The sequence below is a fragment of the Knoellia tibetensis genome, assembly GCF_048606415.1.
Lineage (GTDB): Bacteria > Actinomycetota > Actinomycetes > Actinomycetales > Dermatophilaceae > Knoellia > Knoellia tibetensis.
Map to the genome: position 1 here is coordinate 103643 of NZ_JBMBWF010000001.1, position 20147 is coordinate 123789.

The following is a 20147-nucleotide window of genomic DNA, read 5'->3' on the forward strand; positions in this document are numbered from 1 at the left end:
GCTCGACGAGCGCGCCGCTCCGGGTCGTGCCATCCTCATCGTGTGAACAAGTCACGTTTGCTCCACGTTGGCCGCAAGCTTGTTCCTACGTCATCGGGGTCGGGTGGGATCGGGGGCATGACCTCCCTCCCGCGCCCTCGCGCGCGCACCGTGCTCGTCGCGTCCCTCGCCGCTCTCCCCCTCGTCGTGGCAGCGCCGTCCGCGCATGCCGCTCCGGACGGCCCGGGCGCCGATGGGCTGGCCCCGGTGACGAGCGGCGTCGACCCGGGTGCAGGGCGCGTCGCCGCCGGCAGCTCCGACACCACCGAGCCCAGGGTCCTCGCGCCCGCCGCGGTGCAGACGCAGGACCGGCTCTGGCTGCGCGACGTCACCCGCCCGGTGGCACCGGCCGTGAGCCTGCGCTCCTTCGAGTGGCTGGACGCCGGCGGGTTCATGCGCGGCGACCTTCTCGAGGTCGACCTCGCCGCAGGGTCGGTCAAGCCCGACTACATCAACAACGGCCAGGTCGCCTCCACCAGCCCCCTCACCGAGCAGGCGGACCCGCGACGGGTCGTCGCGGCGGTCAACGGCGACTACTTCGACATCAACAACTCGGGCGCTCCCCAGGGTGGCGCCAAGAAGCTCGACGGCACCGTCGTCAAGGGACCCAACCCCGGCCACAACCTCGCCGTGGGCGTCGGCGCCGACAACCTCGGCCGGATCACGTCGATGTTCCTCGAGGGCACGGTGACCCTGCCCAGCGGTCCGGTCAAGCTCGACGGGCTCAACCAGTTCGCGATCCCCACAGGCGGCATCACGGCCTTCACCTCGCAGTGGGGCGCCTACACCCGCACCCGCGTCACCGGGGGCGCCACCGAGGTGCGCGAGGTCGTCACGCGCGACGGCGTCGTGGAGTCGGTGGCGACGAAGGCCGGCGAGGGTCAGCTCGCCGACGGCCAGGTCGCGATCGTCGGCCGCGGGGAGGGCGCCACCCGCCTCGCCGCGGTCAAGGTTGGCGACCGCGTGGGTCTCGAGTACGCGCTGCGCAACGACGGGGCCAACCTCGCCATGGCGATCTCCGGCAACACCATGCTCCTGCGCGACGGCGCGGTCCTGCCCCAGACCGACAAGGCGATCCACCCGCGGACGGCCGTCGGCTTCGACGCCGACGGCTCGACGATGTTCCTCCTCACCGTCGACGGTCGGATGGCGGACTCGCGGGGCATGACCTACGCCGAGACCGGCGCCTTCCTCAAGGAGGTGGGAGCGGACGACGGCATCAACCTCGACGGCGGCGGCTCGTCCACGCTCCTCGCCCGCGAGGCCGGTGAGGACGACCTCGACGTCGAGAACCAGCCCTCCGACGGCTACCTCCGCTCGGTGCCCGACGGCATCGGCCTCGTCGCCGACGGCGGCTCCGGCGAGGTGCGCGGCCTACGCCTCGTCACCACCTCGGACGAGGAGAACGAGCAGCTGCGCCGCGTCTTCCCCGGGCTCACGCGGCAGCTGACCGGTCTCGGCCACGACGAGACCTACGCACCGGTCGACGCGCGGCCGGCATACCGGGCGACGAACGGCGCGACGGTCACTTCGACCGGTCTGCTGCGCGCCGCGGCCCCCGGCGCGGTCGTCGCGACCGCACAGATCGGGAGCGTCAAGGAGGACCTCCCCCTCACGGTGCTCGGTGCGCTGCAGCGCACGAGGTCGAGCGTCGACAAGGTGTCCATCCTCGACCCCGCCGAGCCGGCGACATTCCGGATCGTCGGAGCCGACGCCAACGGCTTCGAGACGCCACTCGAGACCGGCGACGTCACGCTCGACTACGACCGTTCGCTCGTCGAGGTCACGGGCAGCGGGGTCGACTTCACCGTCCGGGCCAAAGAGGGTGTCACCACCGGTGCCGTCGTCGTCAGGGCCACCGCGGGCGGCGTGACGACGCACGTGCCCGTCGCGATCGGCTCGGTGAGCACGACCCTGGCGAACTTCGACGACGCCGCGTCGTGGCGGTTCACCCAGGCCCGCGCCGCCGGGTCGGTCGAGCCCGCGGCGGGCCGCGAGGACGCCACCGGCCTGCGGATGAGCTACGACTTCACGAAGTCGACCGCGACCCGCGTCGGCTACGCCCGGCCGCCGACGCCGATCACCATCACGCAGGGCCAGCCGCTCGCGCTCGGCGTGTGGGTGCTCGGTGACGGCAGGGGCGCCTGGACCTCCTTCGGCATCAGCGACGGTGAGGGCAAGGCCGCCTCGCTCTACGGGCCCTACGTCACGTGGACCGGATGGAAGTACATGGAGGTGCCCGTGCCCCAGACGCTGCCCGGGCCCATCACGCTCAACTTCGTCGCCACGATCGAGGTCGGCGCCTCCCGCTCCTACACCGGCTCGGTCGTCTTCGACGACCTCACCGTCAAGACGGCGCCGCCCGTCACCGCACCGAAGGCGCCCCTGCTGCAGGACCCCGTGGTCCAGCAGCACACCGCGCTGAGCACCTCGGGCGAGCAGTTCACGTATGCCGTGATGTCGGACGGGCAGTTCACCGCCGACAACCAGTCGCTCGTCCCGGCCGTGCGCCGCACGATGCGCGAGGTCGTCGCGAGCCGGCCGGACTTCGTCGTCATCACCGGCGACCTCGTCGACACCGGCTACCCGGCCGACTTCGCCCTCGCCAAGAAGGTCATCGACGAGGAGCTCACCGCCAAGGGGCTGCGCTGGTACTACCTGCCCGGCAACCACGAGATCTACGGCCCGGGCTCGACGAGCAGCTTCAGCACGGTCTTCGGCGAGACGCACCACAGCTTCGTGCACAAGGGCACGCGGTTCGTCCTGCTCGACTCCTCCACCGGCACGCTGCGCGGTGGCGGGTTCGACCAGTGGCAGATGCTCCGCTCGGCGCTCGACGACGCCGAGGCGAACGATGACGTCCACGGTGTCGTCGTCGGCTGGCACCACCCGCCGCGCGACCCGAGCCCGGTCAAGGGCTCGCAGATGACCGACCGGGTCGAGGCCGAGACCGTCGAGCGCTGGCTCTCCGACTTCCGGATGTCCACGGGCAAGGGCGCGCTCTTCGTCGGCGGCCACGTCGGGGCGTTCTCGGCCGGCCGCGTCGACGCCGTCCCCTACGTCGTCAACGGCAACTCCGGCAAGGCCCCGTCGACCTCGCCGGCCGAGGGCGGCTTCTCGGGCTGGACGACGGTGCGCATCGACCCCGAGGCGACGCGCACCCCGGCGCCGCAGCTCTTCCGCGTCGACCCGACCCGCCCCGGTCCGCACCCGTGGGCCCGGGTCCAGGTCCGGCCGCACGTCGACTCGCTCGCGGTGTCGGTGCCCGGCGTCGCGGTCGGTGCGACCACGGCCGTGACGACGACCGTCACCCAGGGCACCCGCTCGTTCCCGCTCGCCTACCCGGTGAGCGCGAGCTGGTCGGGGTCGGCCGTGCACGTCGGCCCCGGGAACCCGCCCGGGAGTGCCGTCGCGTCCTACGACCCGGCGACCGGCAGGCTCACCGGCCTGCGCGCCGGCACCGGCTCGCTGAGCGTCACCGTCAACGGCGTCACCCGGGAGGCCGCCGTCACCGTGGGGTGAGCGGACGGCATACCCGCTTTTGCTCCCCATGAGGGAAGGTTCGGGGTCCGGAGGGAACACTTCCCTCCGGACCCCGAACCTTTCCTCCGGTCGGGTCGCGCCGAGCCGCGGGGCGTCAGGCCGACGCGGCGTCGCGCTCGGCGCGGTTGACCGCCGAGAGCACCGCCGTGAGCGAGGCGCGCACGATCGAGGAGTGCATCCCGACGCCCCAGAGCACCCGGTCGCCGACGGCGCACTCGACGTAGGCCGCGGCCTTCGCGTCGCCACCGGAGGACAGCGCGTGCTCCGAGTAGTCGAGGACCCGCACGTCGACGCCGACCGACGCGAGGGCGTCGATGAACGCCGCGATCGGGCCGTTGCCGAAGCCGTCGACGGTGATCTCCTGGCCGTGGTCGAGCATGACCGCGGTGATGTGGTCACGGCCGTCGCCGGCGCTGACGAGCGTGTGGCTCACCGGGGTGAACCGGCCCCAGTCGTTGCGCTTGCCGGGCTTGGCCGGGAGGTACTCGTCGCGGAAGATCGACCACAGCTCCTTGGCCGTGACCTCGCCGCCCTGCTCGTCGGCCCGGCGCTGGACGACCTGGCTGAACTCCACCTGGAGCCGGCGAGGCAGGTCGAGCCCGTGCTCGGCCTTGAGCAGGTAGGCCGAGCCGCCCTTGCCCGACTGGCTGTTGACACGGACGACCGCCTCGTAGGACCGCCCGATGTCGTGCGGGTCGATCGGGAGGTAGGGCACGCCCCAGTCGAGCTCGTCGACGGTCTTGCCGGCGGCGCGGCCGCGGCGCTCCATGTCCTCGAAGCCCTTCTTGATGGCGTCCTGGTGGGAACCGGAGAAGGCCGTGTAGACGAGGTCGCCGCCCCACGGGTGCCGTTCGTGGATGGGCAGCTGGTTGCAGTACTCGACGGTGCGCCGGATCTCGGCCATGTCGGAGAAGTCGACCTGTGGGTCGATGCCCTGGCTGTAGAGGTTCATGCCGAGGGTGACGAGGCAGACGTTGCCGGTGCGCTCCCCGTTGCCGAAGAGGCACCCCTCGATGCGGTCCGCGCCGGCGAGGTAGCCGAGCTCGGCCGCCGCGACGCCCTCACCGCGGTCGTTGTGCGGGTGCAGGCTGACGACGACGGACTCGCGCCGGTCGAGGTGACGGATCATCCACTCGATCGAGTCGGCGTAGACGTTGGGCGTGGCCATCTCGACGGTCGCCGGCAGGTTGACGATCATCTTGTGGTCCGGCGTCGGGTCGATGACGGCGATGACCTCGTTGCAGACGCGGACGGCGAACTCGAGCTCGGTGCCGGTGTAGGACTCGGGCGAGTACTCGTAGTAGACCGTCGTCTCGGGGATCGTCTCCTCGAGCTTCTTGCACAGGCGCGCGCCCTGGAGGGCGATGTCGATGATCCCCTCCTCCGGCAGGTCGAAGACGACCCGCCGCTGGAGCACCGACGTCGAGTTGTAGAAGTGGACGATCGCCTGCTTGCTGCCCCGGATCGCGTCGAAGGTCCGCTCGACGAGGTGGTCACGGCACTGGGTGAGCACCTGGATCGTCACGTCGTCGGGGATGTGCCCGCCGTCGATCAGCTCGCGGCAGAAGTCGAAGTCGGTCTGGCTCGCGCTCGGGAAGCCGACCTCGATCTCCTTGTAGCCCATCTTCACGAGGAGCTTGAACATGCGCATCTTGCGCTCGGCGTCCATCGGGTCGATGAGCGCCTGGTTGCCGTCGCGCAGGTCGACCGCGCACCAGCGCGGTGCCTTGCTCATCACCTGGTCGGGCCACGTGCGGTCCGGCAGGTGGACCGCGATCTGCTCCTGGAACGGCACGTACTTCGTCGCCGGCATCCCCGAGGTCTGCTGCGGGTGGATCATCGTCTCTGCTTCCTACTCGTCAAGGGTGCTCAGCCGGGCACAGCGAGCTCCGCGACGAGGAGGGCCGATTCAGGCCTCGCCGCGGCAGAGAAGGAGGAGTCGCGAGTAGCGCACACCTCGAGTATGCCGTCCGCCCACCCGGGTGCGTGGCCCCGGTCCGCAGTGTGGTCACCCCACGCTCCCTTGCGTCCGCAACTGTGGTGGCCAGCGCGCCATCTCGCCGGACGCAAGCAGGGGTCGTGCCGAGTAGGTTGCCGGTCATGATGATCCGCCCGGCCACCCTGGCCGCGATCAGGGACGGTGAGGTCGACCTCGCGTTCCGGCGCTGGGACCGGCCCCGCGTGCTCGTCGGCACCCGGCTCCGCACCGGCGTCGGCCTCGTCGAGGTGACCTCCGTCGACCGCGTGGTCACGTCCCGGATCACCGCCGGTGAGGCCCGGAGGGCCGGTGCCCCCTCGCTCGCCGACCTGCTCCGGATGCTCGAGGCGAAGGCCGACCGGCCCGTGTGGCGGGTCGGTCTGCGCCACGCCGGGGCCGATCCGCGAGAGGCGTTGCGGGTGACCACACCCGACGCAGCCGAGCTCGAGGGCCTGCGCGCCCGGCTCGACCGGCTCGACGCCGCGTCGTCCATCGGGCCCTGGACCCGGGCGACCCTCGCGATCATCGACCGCTCCCCCACGGTCCGGGCGCCCGAGCTGGCCGCGGAGCTCGGCCGCGACACGCCCAGCTTCAAGCGCGACGTCCGCAAGCTCAAGGAACTCGGCCTCACCGAGTCGCTCGACATCGGCTACCGGCTCTCACCACGCGGAGCCGCGGTCGTCGACGCCGAGTCCGGCGACGGCCCTCGCGTGCGGGAACCGAGGCCGAGCGGCACGCCGATCCCCCGCATCGGCGCGGCCGCGACCCGCGCGCTGCGTGCCCGCGACGTCTGGACGCTCGAGCAGGTCCGCGACCTCCGCAAGGGCGACCTCGCCGAGCTCAGTGGGGTCGGTCCCGTCGCCCTCCGTCGACTGGGCGAGGCCCTTGCCGATCGCGGCTGGTCGTTCGCCGACTGTCCCGAGTGACCCTGCCCGTCGTCAGCCGCGGCAGCGGACCGAGAGACAGGTGACGCAGCCCTCGAGCTTCTCGAACTCGCTGATGTCGACCGTGACGACGTCGAGCCCGCGTGCACTGAGCAGCTCGGCGGTCCGGGGTGCGCTGGCCGCCATGAGGACCGTCGACTCGTCGAGGAGCACGACGTGCGCGCCACCCTCCTCGGGCATCCCCTCGTAGGCCGGGAACGCGCCGGGCCAGTCGACGACCGGGTCCCAGCCGATGACGGTGCCGTCGGGCAGCGCGGTCACCGCGGACTTGAGGTGCAGCGCGCGCTCGACCGTGACGGCCTGCGTCCGCATCCCGACGGTGGCCAGGTGCCCCGCGAGCTGCTGGATCCCGGCGCCGTTCGTGCGACCACCGAGCCCGACGTATGCCGTGTCGCCCACCTTGAGCACGTCGCCGCCGTCGAGCGTCCCCGGGCCCTCGACCCGGGCGACGCGGTAGCCGAGGTCGCGCACGACCGCCTCGACGGCCTCGACCTCGGGCTTGCGCTCGTCGGCGCCGGGGTTGGTCAGCACGGCGAGGTCGCCCGCGACGACGACGGCGTCCTCGATGAACACGGCGTCGGGGCAGTCGTCGGCGGCGGGGACCTCGACGGTCTCCCAGCCGGCTGAGCGCAGGCACCCGGCATACGCCTCCCACTGCTCCCTCGCGAGGTCGAGGTCGACGACCGACTTCTCGAGGTGGGTGACGAGACCGTCGGCGAGGCGGGGACCGGGACGGCGGACGAGGGCGGTGCGGCGGGTCACGCAGCGACCCTACGTGGGCTCAGGCGGTCTGCGGCGCCGGGTCCGGCAGCCGGTCGTCGAGCTCCTCGATGGTGCGGGTTCCGGGGATGGGCGAGCCGAGGAGCCAGAGGACCGACAGGGTGCCTCCGACGGCCGCGACGACCATCGTCGGCCTGATCCCGACCCACTCACCGAGCAGCCCACCGAGGACGGCACCGAGCGGGCGGATGCCGTAGTTGACCGTCGAGAACGCCCCCACGACCCGGCTGCGCACGGCGTCGGGAGTCACCGCGGTCTGCAGCGCGTTGAGCGGGACGTCGAGGAGCATGACGCCGAACCCGGAGACGAACTCGACGAGCCCGAGGACTCCCATCCGCACCCACAGCGGCCCGCCGGCGAGCGTCAGCAGGGCGAGGGGTGCGCTGAAGAGGACGGCGCCGACGCAGATCGTCCGGCCCACGCCCAGCCGACGGGTGACGCGACCCGCGAGCACGGCGCCGAGCACCCCGCCGGTGGCACCGATGCCGAGGGTGAGGCCGATGGCGCCGGCGGACAGCTCGAGCTCCCGGCTCGCGAAGAGGATGAGCAGCGCCGCGGCGACGAAGTTGAAGAAGTTGATCGTCGAGACGCAGGCAAGCGAGGCACGCAGGTAGCGGTGCCTCAGCACGAGCCGCATCCCCTCGCGTGCCCGGCGCAGGAGGCTCTCGCCGCTCGGTTCGACGGGCCGGTCCTCGACCTTGACCCGGCCGATGAGGACGGCCGAGACGACGAATGACAGCGCGTCGACGACGAGGGCCACCGGCGCGGTGAGCGCCTGGATGAGCGCGCCCGCCAGCGCGGGCCCGCCGACGAACGAGACCGACCGCGTGGAGCTGAGCAGCCCGTTGGCCTCGACGAACTGGTCACGGCGGACGAGGGAGACGAAGAAGCTCGGGTAGGCCGTCTGGTAGAGCACCTGTCCCAGGCCGGCGACGAGCGCCACCGCGAAGAGCTGGCCGAGGGTCACCGCGCCCAGCCAGTGGGCGACCGGCAGGCTGAGGAGCACTGCGGCACGCAGGAGGTCGGCGACGACGAGGAGCCGGCGCTTGCGCGTCCTGTGGTCCACCCACGAGCCGATGAGGAGCGAGATGACGTTCGGCGCCCAGACCGCGGCCGTGAGCAGCCCGACCGTCGGTGCGCTGGCGTGCAGGGTCGTCACGGCGAGGAACGGGATCGCCAGCTCGGTGATCCGGTCGCCCACCTGCGAGATGCCCTGCCCGGCCCAGTACGTCGCGAACCGGCGGTCGCGCCACAGCGGCGTGGCCGCGCTCATGATTCGCCTCCCGAATCGTCGGCAGCGGTGGTGTCGGGGGCGCTGGGGAGGACGTAGCGCAGGAGCCGGACCCGCCGGGCTCCCTCGGCGACCTCGCCGCCCGCCTTGCGCAGGACGTAGGGAGCGAGCAGCTCCTCGATGGCTGCCTCGACCTCGGCGAGCTCGTCGGCGGTGATGGCGACCGTGGTGTTCGACAGACCGGCCGACCGGCGCCACTCCGGCTCGAGCAGCGGCTCGGCGTCACGGGCCCACTCGTCGGGCAGCCCGGCGGCCTGGTCGAACATCACCCTCGACAGCAGCGCAGCCGCGGAGTCGTCGTCGCCGCCCCCCGCTGGAGTGAAGCGGATGCCGGTGCCGGCGGCCTCCCACCACCGCTGGCGCCCGTCGGACTCGACGTCGGCGTCGCGCACGAGACCGTGCTCGGCGAGGTGGCGCAGGTGCCAGCTCGTCACCGACGGGGTCGCACCGACGAGCGGCGCGAGCGCCGTCGCGGTGCTGGGGCCGTGGCCCTGGAGGCGGCTGAGGATCGCCAGCCGGACGGGGTGGGCCAGGGCTCGCATGCTCCGGGGGTCGAGCTCGATGTCGCCGTAGGGGTTCGTCATGGACTGCTCCGCCACTGGTGTCTATATGAGAGAACTCTCTCGATAGAACTCTCTCACATCTGGGGCCCGGTGGCGACCCCCGAAAATCCCGAGACAGCGACCCGGCCGCTCGGGCACGCTCACCGTCATGGACCTGAAACCACTCCCCGCCGGGCTCGAGGGGCTCGTCGCGCGCCCCCACACCGTGGGCGACGCGCAGGCGGTGTGCGACCTCGTCGCCGCGACCGAGGTCGTCGACGCCGGCGAGGCGGCGATCGAGGTCGAGGACATCCAGGGCGACTGGGCCCGCAGCAGCTTCGACCTCGCCACCCAGAGCATCGGCGTCTGGGACGGCGACCGGCTCGTCGCCGCCGCCGAGATCTTCAAGGGCCGTCGGGCCGACGCGGGCGTGCACCCTGACCTCCGCGGACGCGGGCTGGGCACGTGGCTCGCAGACTGGGTCGAGGACTGCGCGCGGTCGACCGGCTCCCGGCTCGTCGGGCAGACCGTCCCCTCCTCGAGCAGCGCCGAGGACTTCTTCCGGGCCCGGGGCTGTCGCGAGGGCTGGACCTCGTGGGTGCTGCAGCTGCCGTCGGGCACCGCGATCGAGCCCCAGCCCCTGCCGCCGGGCTACGCGCTGCGCGAGTTCGCCGGCGGGGAGGACGGCCGGACGACGTTCCGGCTCATCGAGGACGCGTTCAACGAGTGGCCCGACCGCGACCCGTCGAAGTATGACGACTGGGCGCCGCGGGGCCCGCTGCGTCCCGGGTTCGAGCCGTGGCAGATCCGCTTCGTCACCGACGCCGACGGCACCGACGTCGGCACGTGCTACACGATCCTCGCCGCGGACACCGGCTACGTCGACGCCATCGCCGTGCGCCGTGACCAGCGCGGGCTCGGTCTCGCCCGCGCCCTCCTCGCCGACGCCTTCGCCCGGGCCCGCGAGCACGGCGCGAGCGTGAGCGAGCTCTCGACCGACTCGCGCACGGGCGCGCTCGGGCTCTACGAGCACGTCGGCATGAAGGTCACGCAGACGTGGCGGCACTGGATGACCGACCTCTGACCTGCTGGCTCCGGCGGGTCGGCGCGGTCAGCCGGGGGTCGGGATCCCGAAGGTCGTGCCGTGGTCGGCGAACTCACGCACCGTCTGCGTCATGACGCCCGAGATCGACAGGGTCGCGGTGTGCCGCACCGGTGTCCAGTCCTCACGGACCCACACCGTCGCGGTCGTCGTCGTCGCACCCGACAGGTCGAACCGCGCCGTGCACTCGAGCCGCACGAGTCCGGTCTGCTCGGCACCGTCCCTCAACGTGACCTGCTCGCGCTCGGCACCGACCCGCCACGACGGACACTCCCCCACTCCCTGCGTCATCCCCTGCGGCGAGAACGCCACGGTCGCGAACTCCCCCGTCGCCGCCGCGAGCGCCTGCTCCTCGTCCTCGGAGTTGAGCACGCCCGGCACCCACCGGCCGTCGACCAACGAGAACGCCGAGCCGTCCGCGACGACGACCACGCGCCCGTCGGAGGCCGCCGTCCGCAGCCGGTCAGTCGGCGACAGCTGGACCTCGGCCTCCATCTCGGGCGGTCCGCTCGTCCACGCGCGCACCGACCCGTGGGCGGCGAGCGCGTCCCGCCAGCACGTGGCGAGCGCCGGACCGGGCAGCGTCGAACCCGCGTCGACCGCCAGTGCCGCGCACGACTCCGGCACGGCGTATGCCGTCCGCCCGCCTCCCCCGTCCGCCGCACCTGCCGTGGCGGTCGCCGACCTCGACGCCGAGGGACCCGACCCGGACCCGTCGGAAGGGTCCGAGGTGCAGGCCGTGAGGGCGACGAGCAGCGTCAGCCCAGAGGCAATCGGCCGCAGGCGCAGAGTTCCCGCCCGGCGGACGGGCATCGGCGAGGTCACCGGCGCCGGAGGAGCTCCTCGGCGACCTGCACGGCGTTGAGGGCCGCGCCCTTGCGCAGGTTGTCACCGACGACGAAGAGGACGAGCCCCTTGCCCTCCGGAGCCGCCTGGTCGGCGCGGACCCGGCCGACGAAGACCTCGTCGCGACCGGCCGCCTCGAGCGGGTTGGGCACGTCGGCGACGACGACGCCGGGCGCCTTGCCGAGGAGCTCGAGGGCACGCTCGGGCGAGATGTCGTCGTCGAACTCGGCGTGGATCGCGAGCGAGTGGCCGGTGAAGACGGGCACGCGCACGCACGTCCCGCTGACCCGGAGGTCGGGTGCGTGCAGGATCTTGCGCGACTCGTTGCGGAGCTTCTGCTCCTCGTCGGTCTCCAGCGACCCGTCGTCGACGATCGAGCCGGCGAGCGGCACGACGTTGAAGGCGACCGGGACGGCATACACATTGGGGTCGGGGACGGCGACCGCACGTCCGTCGAGCGCGAGGTCGGCGGGCGAGCCGGCGGCATACGCACCGCGCAGCTGGCCGTCGAGCTCCTGGACGCCCTTGCCGCCGGAGCCGGAGACCGCCTGGTAGGACGCGACGTGGAGCCGGACGAGGCCGGCGACGTCGTGCAGCGGCTTGAGGACCGGCATCGCGGCCATCGTCGTGCAGTTGGGGTTGGCGACGATGCCCTTGGGGATGGTGTCGAGGTCGTCGGGGTTCACCTCGGCGACGACGAGCGGCACGTCGGGGTCCTTGCGCCAGGCAGAGGAGTTGTCGACCACGATCGCGCCGGCCTCGGCGACGCGCGGAGCCCACTCCTTCGACGTCGAGCCCCCGTTGGAGAACAGCGCGATGTCGAGCCCCGAGAAGTCCGCGGTCGCGGTGTCCTCGACCGTGACCTGCGTGTCCTTCCACGGCAGCGTCGTTCCTGCCGAGCGGGCGGACGCGAAGTAGCGCACCTGCTCGACCGGGAAGTCACGCTCCTCGAGGAGCGCGCGCATGACATTGCCGACCTGACCGGTCGCACCGAAGACACCGACTCGCATGGCCCCGATTCTAGGAGCCATGCGAGTCGGGTGCGTCGGCCGCTCAGGTCGTGGGCGTCGACCCGACCACGACGTCCTCCGTCTCGGCCTCGTCGTCCGGGGTGCGGCCGGACCCGTTCGTGCCGCTCGAGGAGCCGGGCAGGGTGACGAGCTCACCCACGCCCTCGCCGGGCGCGGCCTCCTCGAAGGTGAGGGTGAAGTCGTCACCGTGCTCGGTCACACCGGCGACGACCGCCTGCTCGACGGCCGCGACGGCATACGCACGGCGGACGACGAGCGGGTCGCTCGCGAGGTCCTTCACGAGCGAGACCGCGAGCCCCACCATGACGAGCACGAAGGGCAGGGCCGCGACGATCGTGATGTTCTGCAGGCCGGACAGCGCGTCGGCGCCCCCGACGAGGAGCATGACCGCGGCGACCGCACCGGTGGCGGCGCCCCAGAAGATCACCGTCGGGCGGCTCGGCACGAGGGTGCCGCGCTCGGAGAGCGTGCCCATGACGATCGAGGCGGCGTCGGCGCCGGAGACGAAGAAGATCGCGACGAGCAGCATGACGAGGATCGACGTGATCGTCGACAGCGGCATGGTCTCGAGCATCCCGAAGAGCGTCGCCTCGGGCGTCTCGGCCCCGGCGAGGTCGGTGCCACCGCGCTGGGTGGCGATGCCCGCGCCACCGAAGATGGCGAACCAGACGAGCGAGACGAGGCTCGGAACGAGGAGGACGCCGGTGACGAACTGGCGGATCGTGCGGCCGCGCGAGATGCGCGCGATGAACATGCCGACGAACGGGGTCCACGAGACCCACCAGGCCCAGTAGAAGATCGTCCAGCCCGACAGCCAGGTCTGCATGGCGTCGCCACCGGCGGCGTCGGTGCGGGCGGACATCATCGCGAGGTCCTGGAAGTAGCTGCCCACGGCGGTCGGCACGAGGTTGAGGATGAAGACCGTCGGACCGACGACGAAGACGAAGACGGCGAGGACGAGCGCGAGCACCATGTTGGTGTTCGACAGCCACTGGATGCCCTTGGAGACACCGGAGACCGCCGACAGGATGAAGCACAGGGTCAGGACGGTGATGATGGCGACGAGGACGCCGTTGCCCGTGCGGTCCAGCCCGGCGACGATCTCGAGGCCCGAGCCGATCTGCAGGGCGCCGAGGCCGAGCGAGGCAGCCGAGCCGAAGAGCGTCGCGAAGATCGCGAGCATGTCGATGACGCGGCCAGCCGGGCCGGAGGTGCGGCGCTCACCGAGGAGCGGCGTGAAGGCCGAGCTGATGAGCAGCGAGCGACCGCGGCGGAAGACGCCGTAGGCGACGGCGAGGCCGACGACCGCATAGATCGCCCACGGGTGCAGCGTCCAGTGGAAGAGGGTCGTCGCCATCGCGGTCTGGACGGCCTGCGGGTTGCCCTCCACACCGGTTCCGGGAGGCGGTGTGACGAAGTGCGACACCGGCTCCGAGACGCCGTAGAACATGAGGCCGATGCCCATCCCCGCGGAGAACATCATCGCGATCCACGAGACCGTGCGGAACTCGGGCTGCTCGTCGTCGCGACCCAGCGGGATCCGGCCGAACTTGCCGGCGGCGAGCCAGATGACGAAGACGACGAAGCCGGAGGCGACGAGCGAGAAGAGCCAGCCCATGTTGTGGACGACCCAGCCGAGTCCGGCGCTCGACGCCGAACCGAGGGTCTCGGTGCTGAGGAAACCCCAGGCGACGAAGCCGATGGCGATGAGGGCGGTGACGCCGAAGACGACGGTGTCGAGCCTCTGCGGCTCCTCGGCGGCGTGCTCCGCGACGTCGTGGTCGAGGGCGGGGTGGGGCGGCTCGTCGCGCAGCGGTCCGTCGAGGATCTCGCGCTCTCCCGCGGCGTCCCCCGGCGCGGTCGGGCCTGTCTTCATGAGTTTCGTGGTCACGGGTGATTCGGCGCGGACGCCGCTCCTTCGTTCGTTCTCGTCAGCTACGTGTGCGGCATGTATGCCGTGTGGTTCCGGTCAGGGTGCAACCTGCCCACCATGCCGAAGGTGACCCCGCGGTCGCAAACTGGACGTGCGGGCGAGAACGTGTCTCCGGAGTCCTGCGGACTCAGAAGCCCAGTCGCTGCAGCTGCTTGGGGTCGCGCTGCCAGTCCTTGGCGATCTTGACGTGGAGGTCGAGGTGGATGCGCTGCCCGAGCAGCTTCTCGATGCCCTGTCGGGCCGTGGCTCCGACGTCGCGCAGCCGCGAGCCGCCGCGCCCGATGATGATCGCCTTCTGCGACGAGCGCTCGACGAAGACGTTGACGCGCACGTCCATGAGCGGCTTGCCCTCGGGCCGGTCGGCGCGCGGCACCATCTCCTCGACGACGACCGCGATGGAGTGCGGGAGCTCGTCGCGCACTCCCTCGAGCGCTGCCTCGCGGACGAGCTCGGCGATCATGACGACCTCGGGCTCGTCGGTGAGGACGTCGTCGGGATAGAGCGGTCCCGGGGACGGCGGCAGGTAGCTCGCGAGGACGCTCGCCACCGTGTCGACCTGGTCGCCGCGGGTCGCCGAGCAGGGCACGATCTCGGCCCATTCGCCGAGCTGGTCGATGGCGATGAGGTGCTCGGCCAGACGCTGGCGGTCGACCTTGTCGGACTTGGTCGCGAGGGCGACGACGGGCGTGCGCCTGGCCTGCCGGAGCTCGGCGAGCTCACGCGCGATGAACTGGTCGCCCGGGCCGATGCGCTGGTCCGCGGGGAGGCAGAACCCGACGACGTCGACGTCGAGCAGGGTCTCGCGGACGAGGTCGTTGAGCCGCTCACCGAGCAGGGTCCGTGGCTTGTGCAGGCCGGGCGTGTCGACGAGGACGAGCTGGCTCGTGGGCGCGGTGACGATGCCGCGGATCGTGTGCCGGGTCGTCTGCGGCTTGCTCGACGTGATGGCGACCTTCTCGCCGACGAGCGCGTTGGTCAGCGTCGACTTGCCCGCGTTGGGGCGGCCGACGAGGCAGGCGAACCCCGCGGCATACGGCCGTTCCTCGCCCGCGGAGGGCGAGGAGGCCATCGGGCCGGGAAGCGCGCCCGCGGGCGCGGCGTCGGGTGCAGCCTCGGCTGCGGCGTCGTCACTCATGGGTACTCCCGGTCTCGGCTGGCTCCATCATGTCGTGCTGCGCCGGCACGACCCGCTCGACGATGACCGTCGCGATGCGGTGCCGGCGTCCGGCCATGCGCTCGGCCGTGAGCCGCAGCCCCGCGACCTCGCAGGTCGAGCCGAGGATGGGGACCCGGCCGATGGTCTTGCCGATGAGCCCGCCGACGGTGTCGACCTCGTCCTCGTCGATCGTGACACCGAGCTCCTCCTCGAGGTCGTCGATGTCCATCGTGGCGTCGACGCGCCAGCGCCCGTCCCCGAGGTCCTCGAGGTCCGGCGTCTCGCGGTCGTACTCGTCGGCGATCTCGCCGACGATCTCCTCGATGATGTCCTCGATCGTGACGAGGCCGGCGGTGCCGCCCCACTCGTCGACGACGAGTGCGAAGTGCGTCTGGTCGCGCTGCATCTCGCGCAGCAGGGCGTCGACGGGCTTGGACTCGGGGATGAAGGGCATGGGTCGCATGAGGTCGACGACCGGCGTCGCGGCGCTCGTCGGGTCGGCGGTGACGCGACGCACGACGTCCTTGAAGTAGAGGAGGCCGAGCACGTCGTCGGAGTCCTCGCCCGTGACGGGGATGCGCGAGTAGCCGCTGCGGAGGAAGAGGTTCATCGCCTGCTTGGCGACGCGGTCGCCACCGATGGTCACCATGTCGGTGCGCGGCACCATGACCTCGCGGGCGAGGGTGTCGCCGAGCTCGAAGACCGAGTGGATCATCTGCCGTTCCTCGGCCTCGATGAGCGAGGACTCCCCCGCGAGGTCGACGAGGTCACGCAGCTCGGACTCGCTGTCGAACGGCCCGTCGCGATAGCCACGGCCGGGCGTCACCGCGTTGGCGAGCAGGACGAGGAGGCGCGCGAGCGGGCCGAGCACCCGGCGCAGCCAGATCGCGACCGGGGCGGCGACGAGCGACACCCGGGAGGCGTGCTGCCCGCCGAGCGTCCGCGGCGAGACGCCGACGAGCGCGAACGAGACGACCGCGAGGACCGCGATCGCGATGAGGAGCGGCTTCCACGTGCCGTCGACGACGCGGTAGACCGCGGTCGTCACGAGGACGGCGGTCGTCATCTCGGCGATGACCCGGACGAACGAGAGGACCGAGAGGTATGCCGCGCTGTCGCCGACGACCTTGGCGAGCGCACGCGATCCGGGGCGCCCCTCGTCGAGCAGCTCCTGGGCGCGCACGCGCGACATGCGGTGCAGCGCGGCCTCGGCGGCCGAGAGGACGAAGGAGAGGACGACACCGACGACGGTGAGGACGACGAGCCGGGTCATGACCGCCGCCCAAGCGTTCCCGGCACCGAGCGGGCGCCGGGACTGGCTGGGTCAGGCACCGGGACGGCCCCTCGTCGCGAGGAAGGTGAGGAGGAGCTGGCGCTGCAGCTCGAACATCTCCTTCTCCTCCTCGGGCTCGGCGTGGTCGTAGCCGAGGAGGTGCAGGATGCCGTGCGTCGTGAGGAGCAGGAGCTCCTCCTCGGTCGCGTGCCCCGCGGTCGCCGCCTGCTTCTCGGCGACGCTCGGGCACAGGACGATGTCGCCGAGGACGCCCTCCTCGGGCTCCTCGCCGTCGTGTCCGGGCCGCAGCTCGTCCATCGGGAAGCTCATGACGTCCGTGGGGCCGGGCAGGTCCATCCACTGCACGTGCAGCGTCTCCATCGCGGCCTCGTCGACGAGGCGGAGGCAGAGGTCGGCCTGCGGGTGGACCTTCATCTCGCTCATGACGTAGCGGGCGCAAGCGACGAGCTCGAGCTCGTCGAGCTCGAACTCGGTCTCGTTGAGGACGTCGATGCTCACGCGTCACCCTCCGCGGCCTCGGGGGTGATGTCGCCCGCGTCGTGGGTGGCCTTGTGGGGACGGCGCGTGGCGCGCTTGGGCGAGCCGCCGGTACGCGGCTGGTGCCGGGCGTCCCACCGTCCGTAGGCGTCGACGATCTCGCCGACGAGACGGTGGCGCACGACGTCCTGGGCGCTCAGCTCGGCGAAGTGGACGTCGTCGAGGCTCTCGAGGATCTCGCGAACGACGCGCAGCCCGCTCTGAGTGCCACCGGGCAGGTCGACCTGGGTGACGTCGCCGGTGACGACCATCTTCGAGCCGAACCCGAGGCGGGTGAGGAACATCTTCATCTGCTCGGGCGTGGTGTTCTGCGCCTCGTCGAGAATGACGAACGAGTCGTTGATCGAGCGACCGCGCATGAACGCCAGCGGGGCGACCTCGATCGTCCCGGCCGCCATGAGCCGCGGGATCGAGTCGGGATCGACCATGTCGTGCAGCGCGTCGTAGAGCGGGCGCAGGTAGGGGTCGATCTTGTCGTTGAGCGTGCCGGGGAGGAAGCCCAGCCGCTCCCCCGCCTCGACGGCCGGACGGGTGAGGATGATCCGGTTGACCTGCTTGCCTTGGAGCGCGGCGACCGCCTTGGCCATCGCGAGGTAGGTCTTGCCCGTGCCGGCGGGTCCGATGCCGAAGGTGATCGTGTGCTCGTCGATCGCGTCGACGTAGCGCTTCTGCCCCAGCGTCTTCGGGCGGATCGTGCGGCCGCGCGAGGAGACGATGTTCATCGTCAGCACGTCGGCGGGGCGCTCGCTCGTCTGGGCGCGGAGCATGGCGATGGAGCGCTCGACAGCGTCCCGGTTGAGCGGCTGGCCGCCGTCGATGACGGCGAGGAGCTCGTCGATGACGCGCTCGACGAGCGCGACCTCGGCACTCGGGCCGGAGATGTGGAACTCGTTGCCGCGCACGTGGATCGCGGTGAGCGGGACGTTGCGCTCGATGGTGCGCAGGAGCTCGTCGCGCGGCCCGAGCAGGGCCACCATCGACACGTCCCCCGGGATCGTGACGGTGTGAACCGGCGTGTGCTTCGGCGAGCTGTCGGAGGTGGGCGTATGCGGTGCGTCAGTCATGTCGTCGCCAAGTCTACGGTTCGGCTCAGCCGGGAGGCCATTTCATCGACCGCCCGCCGAGAAGGTGGAGGTGGGCGTGGAAGACGCTCTGCCCCGCGCCCTCACCCGTGTTGAAGACGAGCCGGTAGTCGCCGTCGAGCTCCTCCTGCTCCGCGACCGTCCGCGCGAGCAGCACGACGTCGGCCAGCTCGTCGGCCGAGGCCTCCGCCAGCTCGCCCGCGTTGGCGACGTGCCGGCGCGGGACGACGAGGACGTGCGTCGGCGCCTGCGGGTCGAGGTCGCGGAACGCGAGGCTGTGCCCGCTCTCGCCCGCGACGTCGGCCGGCACGCTCCCGGCGACGATCCTGCAGAAGAGGCAGTCCGGGTCGGTGGTGGCGGCGCTCATGCTCCGACAGTAAACCGAACGGCCTCCTCGGGCGTCTTCCCGGCGTGACAATGACCTCCGTGGGCACCCGACGTGACGCCGCCGCGCGCGCCGCCGCCGATGACGGCGTGTCGAGCCTGTATGCCGTCCACTGGGCTCCCATGGTCCGGCTCGCCTGGCTCTTCGTCCACGACGACCTCCTCGCCGAGGAGATCGCGCAGGACGCCTTCGTCGCGCTCCACCGGAAGTGGAACGAGGTCGAGGAAGGCCGCGGGCCGGCATACCTGAGGCAGTGCGTCGTCAACGGTGCACGGTCCGCCCTGCGGCACCACAAGGTCGAGCAGCGCTACCTCGACTCGCTGCGGGAGCGGCGCAGCCAGCCGACCCTGGTGAGCGCCGAGGACGCGGCGATCTCGGCGGCCGGGACCGCGGAGGTCTTCCGGCGGCTGCAGCGCCTGCCCGCGCGACAACGAGAGGTGCTCGTGCTTCGCTACTACCTCGACCTCAGCGAGGCCCAGATCGCCGACGCGCTCGGCATCGCGCCGGGGTCGGTCAAGGCCCACGCCCACCGCGGCCTCGCCGCCCTGCGCACCGAGATGGAGGCACGGCCATGACGACGCACCAGGACGAGTCGCAGACCGAGCGCGAGCTGCGGGCGGCGCTCGACCAGAGGGCACGCGAGATCCGTCCGTCGTCGCGCCTCGACGCCATCCTCGACGAGGCGTCGGGTCCCGGGCACGGCACCGTCCGCAGGAGCTGGTGGGCGGTCGCCGCGGTCGCGGCCACGGCGGCCCTCGTCGGCGGCATCGTGTGGGCCGCCCGCCCGGACGACGACGGGACGCTGCCCGCCACGCCGGCGCCGACGACCTCGGTGCCATCGCCCTCGGCCAGCCCTTCGCCCACCCCGTCGTCATCGTCCTCGGCGTCGCCGTCGGCCTCGCCCTCGGCAACCGGCACCCCGACCGGCACGGGGACGGCGACGCTCGGGATCTACGTCGTGGGCAGCAACGGGGGTGAGCAGGCCCGGCATGGGCTCGTCCGGGAGTTCTCGACGCTGCCCATGCCCGAGAACGCCACCGAGTCGGACCGGGCCACGCTCGCGGTCGTGGAGTCGATCCGGAGCACGGATGAGCAGTCGGACCCCTGGAGCGGAGTGGCCCTCGACAGGCTGGTCGTCGAGCGTGGGCGGATCACGATCGAGCTCACCGGCCCCGGAGGGACCGCACCCGACGCGCGGCGGGCCGAGCTGGCTGTCTCGGCGCTGGTGTGGACGGCGCAGGCGGCCGTTGGTCGCGGCGACCTGCCGGTGACCGTGCGCACGCCGGGTGGGCAGCGCCTCTTCGGACACCTCGACCCTGCACGCGTCTGGACGCGTGCCAGCACGCCACCGGAGTTCCTCTGCGATCTCTGGGTCGACAGCCCGGCCCCGGGCGCGTCGGTGCGAGCCACGCAGCCGGTCGTCGTCCGCGGACAGGCCGTCGCGTTCGAGGCGGCCCTCGAGTGGGACCTCCGGCGCGGGGCGACGGTCGTCAAGGACGGGTTCACCACGGCGTCGATCGGCGCGCCATCACGGGGCACGTTCTCGGTGGACCTGGGCCGGCTCGACGCCGGCACCTACACGTTCCGCGCGTTCACGACGTCGGCCGAGGACGGGTCAGTCTTCGCCGAGCGGTCGGTGACCTTCACGGTCCGCTGACCGACGT

17 protein-coding genes are annotated in these 20147 nt (G+C 72.0%); 5 read left to right on the forward strand and 12 right to left on the reverse strand.

The genetic code is table 11. The annotated features are described in order from the left end of the window. Nucleotides 1–117: 117 nt before the first annotated feature. Nucleotides 118–3561, forward strand: coding sequence for a phosphodiester glycosidase family protein (locus tag ACOJV7_RS00535; protein WP_420188201.1), 3444 nt, complete (start codon nucleotides 118–120; stop codon nucleotides 3559–3561). 115 nt (nucleotides 3562–3676) lie between these two features. Here the strand turns inward: ACOJV7_RS00535 and leuA are convergent, their stop codons facing one another. Beyond that, the gene (gene leuA / locus ACOJV7_RS00540; RefSeq protein ID WP_420188202.1) at nucleotides 3677–5422 is read right to left on the reverse strand and encodes a 2-isopropylmalate synthase; all 1746 of its coding nucleotides are present in this window, start codon (nucleotides 5420–5422) and stop codon (nucleotides 3677–3679) included. A gap of 260 nt (nucleotides 5423–5682) precedes the next feature. On the opposite strand from leuA, the gene ACOJV7_RS00545 reads away from it, so the two are divergent. Then, complete coding sequence (locus ACOJV7_RS00545) at nucleotides 5683–6486, forward strand: ASCH domain-containing protein (RefSeq protein ID WP_420188203.1); 804 nt, start codon at nucleotides 5683–5685, stop codon at nucleotides 6484–6486. Nucleotides 6487–6498: 12 nt separating this feature from the next. Here the strand turns inward: ACOJV7_RS00545 and ddaH are convergent, their stop codons facing one another. The 3 genes from ddaH to ACOJV7_RS00560 are packed head-to-tail and all read right to left on the reverse strand — an operon-like array spanning nucleotide 6499 to nucleotide 9159. Further along, complete coding sequence (gene ddaH, locus ACOJV7_RS00550; protein WP_420188204.1) at nucleotides 6499–7266, reverse strand: dimethylargininase; 768 nt, start codon at nucleotides 7264–7266, stop codon at nucleotides 6499–6501. A gap of 19 nt (nucleotides 7267–7285) precedes the next feature. Next, the gene (locus ACOJV7_RS00555; protein ID WP_420188205.1) at nucleotides 7286–8557 is read right to left on the reverse strand and encodes an MFS transporter; all 1272 of its coding nucleotides are present in this window, start codon (nucleotides 8555–8557) and stop codon (nucleotides 7286–7288) included. Beyond that, nucleotides 8554–9159, reverse strand: a complete 606-nt coding sequence (locus ACOJV7_RS00560) for an ArsR/SmtB family transcription factor (RefSeq protein ID WP_420188206.1) — start codon at nucleotides 9157–9159, stop codon at nucleotides 8554–8556. Before ACOJV7_RS00560 ends, ACOJV7_RS00555 begins: the two co-directional genes overlap by 4 nt. Nucleotides 9160–9286: 127 nt before the next feature. Between ACOJV7_RS00560 and ACOJV7_RS00565 the strand changes: the two genes are divergently transcribed. Next, nucleotides 9287–10201, forward strand: a complete 915-nt coding sequence (locus tag ACOJV7_RS00565) for a GNAT family N-acetyltransferase (protein ID WP_420188207.1) — start codon at nucleotides 9287–9289, stop codon at nucleotides 10199–10201. A 27-nt stretch (nucleotides 10202–10228) separates the two neighbouring features. Here the strand turns inward: ACOJV7_RS00565 and ACOJV7_RS00570 are convergent, their stop codons facing one another. The 8 genes from ACOJV7_RS00570 to ACOJV7_RS00605 form a co-directional block, all read right to left on the reverse strand. Further along, entirely contained in the window at nucleotides 10229–11044 is an 816-nt protein-coding gene (locus ACOJV7_RS00570; RefSeq protein WP_420188208.1) for a hypothetical protein, read from the reverse strand. After that, entirely contained in the window at nucleotides 11041–12075 is a 1035-nt protein-coding gene (locus ACOJV7_RS00575) for an aspartate-semialdehyde dehydrogenase (protein WP_420188209.1), read from the reverse strand. The genes ACOJV7_RS00570 and ACOJV7_RS00575 overlap by 4 nt, the downstream gene beginning before the upstream one ends. 43 nt (nucleotides 12076–12118) lie before the next feature. Beyond that, the gene (locus ACOJV7_RS00580) at nucleotides 12119–13972 is read right to left on the reverse strand and encodes a BCCT family transporter (RefSeq protein WP_420190354.1); all 1854 of its coding nucleotides are present in this window, start codon (nucleotides 13970–13972) and stop codon (nucleotides 12119–12121) included. 184 nt (nucleotides 13973–14156) lie between these two features. Next, nucleotides 14157–15098, reverse strand: a complete 942-nt coding sequence (gene era / locus ACOJV7_RS00585) for a GTPase Era (protein ID WP_420190355.1) — start codon at nucleotides 15096–15098, stop codon at nucleotides 14157–14159. 58 nt (nucleotides 15099–15156) lie between these two features. Next, nucleotides 15157–16458 carry a hemolysin family protein gene (locus tag ACOJV7_RS00590; protein WP_420188210.1) on the reverse strand — a complete coding sequence of 434 codons (1302 nt, stop codon included), beginning with the start codon at nucleotides 16456–16458 and terminating at the stop codon, nucleotides 15157–15159. Between the two features lie 51 nt (nucleotides 16459–16509). After that, entirely contained in the window at nucleotides 16510–16977 is a 468-nt protein-coding gene (gene ybeY / locus ACOJV7_RS00595) for an rRNA maturation RNase YbeY (RefSeq protein ID WP_420188211.1), read from the reverse strand. Beyond that, nucleotides 16974–18080, reverse strand: coding sequence for a PhoH family protein (locus tag ACOJV7_RS00600; protein WP_420188212.1), 1107 nt, complete (start codon nucleotides 18078–18080; stop codon nucleotides 16974–16976). Before ACOJV7_RS00600 ends, ybeY begins: the two co-directional genes overlap by 4 nt. Nucleotides 18081–18105: 25 nt before the next feature. Continuing rightward, nucleotides 18106–18465 (reverse strand): histidine triad nucleotide-binding protein, encoded by a 360-nt coding sequence (locus ACOJV7_RS00605; RefSeq protein WP_420188213.1) that lies wholly within the window; start codon nucleotides 18463–18465, stop codon nucleotides 18106–18108. A gap of 59 nt (nucleotides 18466–18524) precedes the next feature. Between ACOJV7_RS00605 and ACOJV7_RS00610 the strand changes: the two genes are divergently transcribed. Beyond that, on the forward strand, nucleotides 18525–19058 hold the full coding sequence (locus tag ACOJV7_RS00610) for a SigE family RNA polymerase sigma factor (protein WP_420188214.1): 534 nt from the start codon (nucleotides 18525–18527) through the stop codon (nucleotides 19056–19058). Next, a complete protein-coding gene (locus ACOJV7_RS00615; protein ID WP_420188215.1) occupies nucleotides 19055–20140 on the forward strand; it encodes a Gmad2 immunoglobulin-like domain-containing protein in 1086 nt (361 codons plus the stop codon). Before ACOJV7_RS00610 ends, ACOJV7_RS00615 begins: the two co-directional genes overlap by 4 nt. The last annotated feature ends 7 nt before the right edge of the window (nucleotides 20141–20147 follow it).